Genomic DNA, 7,678 nt, shown 5'->3' with positions numbered 1-7,678 from the left:
TCGGCAAATTCAGATATAGTAGGGTGTATTTGAGGTGATTTCGCAGGAAAAACTTTCGCAAATATGTTAATATTCCACCTGCTATTTTCGGCTGTAAAGTTTATTAGTATCAAAATAGTATCACAAAAGGCTGGGAAATACAACAGAATTATGTGGAGCTCTACATAATTCCGGCACGGACGGACGCTGTCAGGCACAGCGGATAACAGCCTTGCAAGAGGCGTTGTACCTGCGCTGGATATATTCTTGATAGGCTTTCTGGTCTGTCATGGAAATTCCCCCTCTCTGAATAATAGTGCGGGGCGGCAGCACTCCTTGCTGTCGCTCCTTGACTGCCTAACTGCGAAACCGGGCGGGGCTGTCAACGGTGGGCGAAGCCCGTTCATCTTGACCGCCCGCTGGCTCGGCTGGCTTTGCTATTTACCCGACAAACTTGAATTTATTGTAAGGTATCACGTTTTACCTTCTTAAGCCTTACTATCATTACCATAGGAATTTCTTTGTTGGTTTTGAAACATTCTTCATAAAATCCATCAATGACAAATCCAGCTCTAAAACAAAGGTTAAAAATATCTTGTATGGAACGATGATAATAAATCTGCTCTTTCGGTTGCCCTTCAATCGCTATATCATAGTAACTGTGCGGTGTCATATATTTTTCAGTCAACGTGACAAAACAAGGGTGTTGCGTTGCAAAGACAAAAATTCCGCTTTCCTGCAACAGTTCATAAACAGCCATAAGAAGTGGTTCAATATCCGTAATATCCATAATTGCCATATTAGAAACTGCTTTAGTAAAGGCTCGATTTCTTTTTAATTCTAATATACTTTTTCTATTGGTCGCATCCGCCACACAAAATTCAATTTGTTTTGCATATTGTGATTGCCGTCTTTTAGCCAATTCTATCATTTTTTTGCTGTAATCAAAAGCGACAACCGAAGCGCCTCTTTGTGCAAGATACGAAGAATAATTTCCATTGCCACACGCAATATCCAAAATATAATCCGCAGGATTAGGAGATAGAAGTTCCGTTACTTTGGGACGCACTACCTCTCTGTGAAATTCATTAGATTCGTCACCCATTGCATTATCCCAAAATTGTGCGTTCTCCTCCCAGATTTTTTTACTTTCCTCTGTTCCCATGTTCTCTCCCACTCCCAAAATTTGCTTTTTTGCTTCCATTAAATCTTCCTTACGATATTCCATTGTTACCCTCCATAACTTCTGATTGTTGCCGTCTTGACGATTATGTATCTTTACATTACCTTCTGAAACATATGGCGCACCTTGTCCAGGCGGTTGTTTGGACGGCGGGGCTGGATGACCGGCTGGCCGACAGCGGCCTGATACCCTTTTAGCTCTGTAAGGCATACGCTCTGCCCGTTGGTGTAAAAGGCCAGATCAGTACGGTATGCCTGTATACAGCGGGCGGGAATCTCGCCAGTAAAGACAACTTCATCCTTTTTTACCTGGGCCGTTTCGATGGTGGCACAGTATTTCGGTGCATCATGATAAGCCCTGGAAAGGTATTCCTGGGGCGCATAGAGGATGAAGGAGAGATAAGGTTCCAGCAGCTGCGTCCCCGATTCCTTCAATGCCTGTTCCAATACAATCGGGGCCAATGAGCGGAAGTCCGCCGGCGTGCTGACCGGACTGTAATAAAGCCCGTATTCAAAGCAAATCTTACAGTCCGTTACGTTCCAGCCGAACAAGCCCTGCTCCAGCCCGTAACGGATACCATCCCTGACAGCGTTTTGAAAACTCTGGTTCAAGTATCCCAGCGAAACCCGGCTCTCGTATTGTACGCCGGAGCCAAGCGGGAGTGGTGTAACAGACAGTCCGATAGATGCCCAAAACGGGTTGGGCGGCACCTCGATATGGATGGTGTGGCTGGCTGCTTTGAGCGGCCGCTCCATATAAATGACGGTGGGTTCCTTTACCACTGTTTCAATCTTGTATTTTTCCGACAGCAAAGCGGAAACGACCTCCAACTGCACCCGGCCCAAAAAAGAAAGAATGATCTCATGGGTGATGGAATCCACTTCGCAGCGCAAAAGCGGGTCAGTATCCGCAAGTTGCGTAAGAGCGTCCAGCAGCCGTTCTCTTTGCGCTGCCGTTTTCGGCGCAATCGTCGTCCGCAGCATGGGGAGGGGGGCCTCGCGCCACCTTTTACGAGGGAGCCGGGTTTGATCCCCTAATACATCGTTTAACCTCACGCTGTCGCTGGGAAGGATAACAATTTCGCCCGGATAAGCGGTGTCTGTCCGAACAATTTCCCCTTTGGATGGAATACGCATCTCTGTGATTTTCAGCTTTTCTCTCCCGGCCAGGGCCACCGTATCCCGCAGGCGCAGCGTTCCGCTGTATAGCCGCAGATAGACACGCCGCTGGCCGCAATCGGTGTACTCAACCTTGAAAACGCTGCCGCATAGGGTGGCGCTCCCCTGTTCCCCAATCGGTTGGAACAGTCCTGTCACCGCATCCATCAACGGTTGAATGCCAAGGCCCTTTTTGGCGCTGCCATGATAGACCGGAAACAGGGAGGCTTCTTGAACCCGCCGCTGTTCCTCCCGCGCAAGTTTTTCCTGGCTGATTGGTTCTCCTGCGATATACTTTTCCAATAATGCATCGTTATTTTCGATGACCGCATCCCATGCTTCTATGTCGGTATTTTCCTCCAGGACTATTTCCGGGGACAGCGACACCGTCTGCTTGATGATAATATCGGCGGAGAGCTTATCCCGAACAGACTGAACCACGCTCTGCAAATCAACGCCAGCCTGGTCGATCTTGTTGATAAAGATAACGGTGGGAATGTTCATTTTCCGCAGGGCATGGAACAGAATACGGGTCTGGGCCTGCACGCCATCTTTAGCGGAGATCACCAAGATGGCCCCATCTAAAACAGCCAAAGAGCGGTACACCTCCGCCAAAAAATCCATGTGGCCGGGCGTATCCACAATGTTAACTTTACATCTGTGCCACTGGAAGGAAGTGACTGCCGCTTGAATGGTAATCCCACGCTGCCGCTCCAAAAACAAGGTGTCCGTCCTCGTTGTCCCTTTTTCGACGCTCCCTGGTTCTGAAATGGCTCCACTGGCATATAGCAGACTCTCCGTCAAGGTCGTCTTTCCAGCGTCTACATGGGCAAGAATCCCGATATTGATAATGTTCATGTCTATCCTCCATACAAGGCCCGAATGGGCGCAAAAATCCCCAGCGGCTAATACTTTTACCGCTGGGGATCATGACTTCGGACACACAGAAACATACACGACTTACATAAGCCGCGGTCCGTCACGATATTTACTAAAAAGGCAAAAGTATTCTTAAAATTGGGTACAAAAACCAAGCCCCTGCAAGGGGCAATCATTTTTGCGCCCATTATCAAATTTTATTTAAGAATACCTTGCCGCATATTTGATAGACTCCTCAAATCAGGATAATAGCAGTATATCATAGTACGCTCTAAAAAACAAGAAATCATTTTACCGATTCCACAAATAAAATCGGAGGGTATTCACTGGAATACCCTCCGGTTTTGGTGATTATCGTGCGTCTATCCGAATTTTTGACTTTGCGGCCCGTTTCCGTTCCTTTTCGGCATGTTCCTGCTGGTAAGCTGCCTCTAATATTCTGTCCACTTGTTCTGGGCCAAAGGCCCTTTTGACCCGCTCATAGTCAGCGGAGACTTGCCGCATGGCCTTGTTTTCCAACTTGACCTCCTGCAATCGATCAGACAGGCGGATGTTGCTCTCCCTCACCCGGCCATAGTCCCCTTGCAGACGCTCAAATTTCCCCCGCAGCTCCACATAGGCCAGATACAGGGAGCGCAGCACCTTGACGATTTGGGCCAGCAGGGGCTTTGCCTTTTTCTCTCGGTAGGCCCGGCCTGTTTCCAGCGTTCCCGGCTCCGGCAAAATCTCCTCCGGATTGGCGGAGAAATCCGCTGCCAACCGCTCCATATTTTTCACCGCCGGGGCAAGTTCTTTGAGCCGCCGTTCCTGGCTCTCCACCTGGTTTTCTTTCTCCGCCTTGACCGTCTCCAGAACGGCGATCTCCTTTGCCCGCTGCTCTTTCTTGTAGTCCAGCACAGACAAGTGCTTGTCGTGGGTGCCTTTGTCCTCCCACTCAATCCCGTGGCGCTCCATGACCAGGGAAAGCTGCTCCTTTTCCGAGCGCACCCACTGGCTCCACTCTGTGTCCCCTCTGGTGCCGCCCTGGAAACCCTGGGCCGCTAACGCCTGTTTCAAAGATACCCTCGTGTCCAGCCCTCGCTTGCTCCCGGTGGTGAATGGTACAAAGTCAATGTGCAGATGGGGCGTAGCCTCGTCCATGTGGAGGTGGGCAGAGAACACCCGGAGTTGGGGGTTGCGCTCTTGAAAGCCCTTCATGTACTCGTCCAAAACCGCTGCCGCAAGCTGTCCCTCCTCGCTGTCGGCGCTCATATCATCTCGATTGCCCACTTGCAGGATGATTTCATGGAACGGCTTTTCCTGCTTGCCGGAGCGGATCTTCTCATAGTAATCCTCTATCCTTCTGTCGGCCCTGGTTTGTTTAGCGTTGTACCGTTCCAGAGCCTCGTCAAAGAGTTCATGGTACACCGCCTTGATATTCTCCTGGCAGTAGGTTATATTCAAGTGGGAGCGTTCCGGGTCAGTGTTCTTGGCGTGGAATTTTCTACTGTTATGGTTCACCGATCCTTGGCCCACCATGGCGCTGATTGTCCTTTTCAAATCAATCCCTCCTCCCTTTTCCGCCGCGCAAGCGGCGAGCCTTTGTTACTTTCTGCGAAAGTAACGCAAAAGCACTTTTGACAGCCTGACGGCCATCAAAAGCGCATTTGCGCCCTACGGGGTGGTGTGGGGGCTTTGCCCCCGGCAACTGCGGTTGCCTCCCCCAGCAGGGCCGCCCTTTGAAAAGGGCACCCTGCACCCCGCCTAAACTTTGTCACTCGCCGTTGGGCAGGGTGGAAAGGCCAGGGGCCTTTCCACCGCCCGGCAAGTGTTTTCCGTGGGCCGAAAGTCAAGGGGTACGGGTTGTATTGACTTGCGGCAATCTCCACCCGCAGGTATGCCCCCCTTGACTTTCGCCCCCGCTCCCCGTGACAGCCGTGACGACCGTGACGATGTTTTACACACCGCCTCCGCACTCCGAAAAGCTGTCACAGCTGTCACGGTCGTCACGCCTGGGGTTCCTCCAACGTGAGCTTGATACTCCGCCCGGCATGGGTTCGGGCGCTTTCATAGTGGATGTGGTACTCATAGGACAGCCGCCACGCCCGGACATTCAGCCGCATAGCCAGGGCATTGGGTTTCATATCCAGCCCCAGGGCGGCGACAAGTTCCGTGGCCGTCCCTCTCCACTCTGGCCGTTCCGCCGTTACCAGGGCGGCAACAGCCTCCAACACCGGGTCAGGCGGCTCCTGCCGCAGCTCCGTTTCCCGCCGCTCCAGCTCCCACACAAGCCGTTCCTCGTCCCGCTTGAGGTAGAGGCGCTGGTCTTGCTGATCCCGCCCAGAAATGTCCAGGGTGGCGGCGTTGTCTGCCCGCCGCTCCTTTTGGAGCAGAAAGGCCCCGTCTGCCGCACCCAATAAGCCGTTGGTGCCGGAGATCATATCAAACTTATCATCGGCCTGCTGCTTGCGGGTGTGATGTACAACCAGGAGGCAAACCCCGCTTATATCGGCAAACCGTTTCAGTTTGGTGATTACCTCATAGTCGTTGGCATAGCTGTACTTCTCTGCCCCGGCCTCCCGGATTTTTTGCAGGGTGTCGATGATAATAAGCCGGGTGTCCGTGTGTTCCCGGACAAAGCCCTTTAGCTGCTCCTCCAGGCCACCGCCGAGCTGCTTAGCTCCGATGGCAAAGAACAGGTTTCCGGTACTCTCTACTCCAAACATCCGGTACAACCGCTCCTGTAAGCGACGGTGGTTGTCCTCCAGGGCCAGATAGAGGACTGTCCCCTGGCGCACCTCATACCCCCACAGGGAAAGGCCCATACTCACATGATAGGCAAGCTGGGCCATGAGAAAGGACTTGCCCACCTTGGGAGCGCCCACAAAGAGATATGTCCCCGCATAGAGCAGACCGTCTACCACAGGAGGTCTGCCGGGGTACACCTGTTCGTAGAGGTCATTCATAGACACGGTAGGCAGATAGGCCGGGTCATTGACCCGGCTTATCTGCCGCAGGATTTCCTCCAAATCTCTTTCCGGGGGCTTGTGTTCTGTCACGCCCTCTGCTATACTTTGGTTAGGTTTTTGTGAGAGCGACTGTCCCCCGTCTGCGCCAACAGGCGGATATGGGGCAGTCGTTTTCTCTTGCAATCTATCCATCTATCAATCCTCCCTCATGCCGTCCATGATGGCGGCGATCAGCCGGATGGTGTCCAGCAACTCCCCATCCACGCCATTCCCGGCCTCGATACGCTCCAGTTCTTCCAGAACGGCGGCCAGCTCGTTCCGCAGGGCCTTATACACCCTGGGGTTGCCCTGTACCACCACATCCCGGCACAGCAGCCGTCGGGTGATGTAGTCCTGTTTGGTAAGGCCGGAGAGCCGCACAGCGGTTTCAATTTCCCTGTCCTCATCCGGGGACACCCGGAAAGCCACAGTTTTGTTTCTCCAGCGGTTGTGTCGGTCAAGATTTTTCACTGACATGATTTAGGCCCCCTTTCGCTCCATGTCCAGTTTGTCCGCCATCTCCGCCTGCCGGGTGGGGAACAGGTGGGCGTAGCGGTAGGTAATATCAATGCTTTCATGTCCCACCCGGTCAGCGATTGCCAGGGCCGTAAAGCCCATGTCAATGAGCAGCGAAATGTGGGAGTGCCTCAGGTCGTGTATTCTGATCCGCTTTACCCCGGCCTCTTTCGCACCCCTGTCCATCTCCCGGTGGAGGTAGGATTTTGTCACCGTGAAAATGCGGTCGGTGGGCTTCACCCCATACAGGCTCTTGATATAGTCTCGCATTTCTTCACAGAGGAAAGCGGGCATTTGAATGACCCGGTTGCTCTTAGGGGTCTTGGGGTCGGTAATCACATCCTTGCCCTTAATCCGCTGGTAGGACTTGGAGATGGTGACGGTCTGTTTCTCAAAGTCGAAGTCGCCAGGAGTGAGGGCCAGCAGCTCCCCCTCCCGGACGCCGCACCAGTAGAGCATTTCAAAGGCGTAATAGGAAAGGGGCTTGTCCATCATGGCCTCGGCGAATTTCAGATACTCCGCCTTTGTCCAGAACAGCATTTCCCGTCCCTTTGGCTTTCCCATATTGCCCGCCTGGGCAGCGGGATTGACCTTTAGATTGTAGTGCCGTACCGCATGGTTGAACACGGCGCTCAACTGATTGTGCAGCGTTTTTAAGTACACCGGAGAGTAGGGCTTGCCGTTCTTGTCCCGGTAACCCAGCATTTCATTCTGCCAGGCGATGACCTCCTTGGAGTGAATGTCGCACATCTTCCGCTTGCCGAAGTACGGCACCAACTTCTTGTAGAGGATATGCTCTTTCGTCCCCCAGGTGTTTTCCTTGATACGGCCTTTCATGTCCGCCACATAGACAGCCACGAAGTTTTCAAAGGTCATTTCCAGGTCGGCGGTCTGTTGTTGCAGGAATGTCCGCTCCCACTCCAGAGCCTCCCGCTTGGTGGGAAAGCCCCGTTTCATTTTCTTTACTTTCTTGCCCG

At 52.6% G+C, this 7,678-nt stretch carries 6 protein-coding genes; all 6 read right to left on the bottom strand.

The window, feature by feature from the left end; genetic code table 11:
* Positions 1–439 precede the first annotated feature (439 nt).
* Positions 440–1,207: a class I SAM-dependent methyltransferase gene (locus ACTQ3R_RS15995; protein WP_004010385.1), complete on the bottom strand. Its 768-nt coding sequence runs from the start codon at positions 1,205–1,207 to the stop codon at positions 440–442.
* A 50-nt stretch (positions 1,208–1,257) separates the two neighbouring features.
* Positions 1,258–3,177: a tetracycline resistance ribosomal protection protein Tet(W) gene (gene tet(W) / locus ACTQ3R_RS15990; RefSeq protein WP_441792684.1), complete on the bottom strand. Its 1,920-nt coding sequence runs from the start codon at positions 3,175–3,177 to the stop codon at positions 1,258–1,260.
* A 372-nt stretch (positions 3,178–3,549) separates the two neighbouring features.
* Positions 3,550–4,737, bottom strand: coding sequence for a plasmid recombination protein (locus ACTQ3R_RS15985; protein ID WP_228275371.1), 1,188 nt, complete (start codon positions 4,735–4,737; stop codon positions 3,550–3,552).
* A 446-nt stretch (positions 4,738–5,183) separates the two neighbouring features.
* Positions 5,184–6,338 carry a helicase RepA family protein gene (locus ACTQ3R_RS15980; RefSeq protein WP_031474225.1) on the bottom strand — a complete coding sequence of 385 codons (1,155 nt, stop codon included), beginning with the start codon at positions 6,336–6,338 and terminating at the stop codon, positions 5,184–5,186.
* Between the two features lie 3 nt (positions 6,339–6,341).
* Positions 6,342–6,662 carry a plasmid mobilization protein gene (locus ACTQ3R_RS15975; RefSeq protein ID WP_004010381.1) on the bottom strand — a complete coding sequence of 107 codons (321 nt, stop codon included), beginning with the start codon at positions 6,660–6,662 and terminating at the stop codon, positions 6,342–6,344.
* A 3-nt stretch (positions 6,663–6,665) separates the two neighbouring features.
* A partial coding sequence (locus ACTQ3R_RS15970) for a tyrosine-type recombinase/integrase (RefSeq protein WP_441780171.1) occupies positions 6,666–7,678 on the bottom strand: 1,013 nt, incomplete at its 5' end.

The sequence above is a fragment of the Lawsonibacter sp. LCP25S3_E2 genome (genome assembly GCF_052117285.1).
GTDB lineage: Bacteria > Bacillota > Clostridia > Oscillospirales > Oscillospiraceae > Lawsonibacter.
This window is presented reverse-complemented; position numbering and strand designations above follow the sequence as displayed.

Bases quoted from the DNA above. Each gene is read 5' to 3' on its own strand.
- ACTQ3R_RS15980 (WP_031474225.1), bottom strand. From the start codon at position 6,338: ATGGATAGATTGCAAGAGAAAACGACTGCCCCATATCCGCCTGTTGGC.
- ACTQ3R_RS15975 (WP_004010381.1), bottom strand. From the start codon at position 6,662: ATGTCAGTGAAAAATCTTGACCGACACAACCGCTGGAGAAACAAAACT.
- ACTQ3R_RS15995 (WP_004010385.1), bottom strand. From the start codon at position 1,207: ATGGAATATCGTAAGGAAGATTTAATGGAAGCAAAAAAGCAAATTTTG.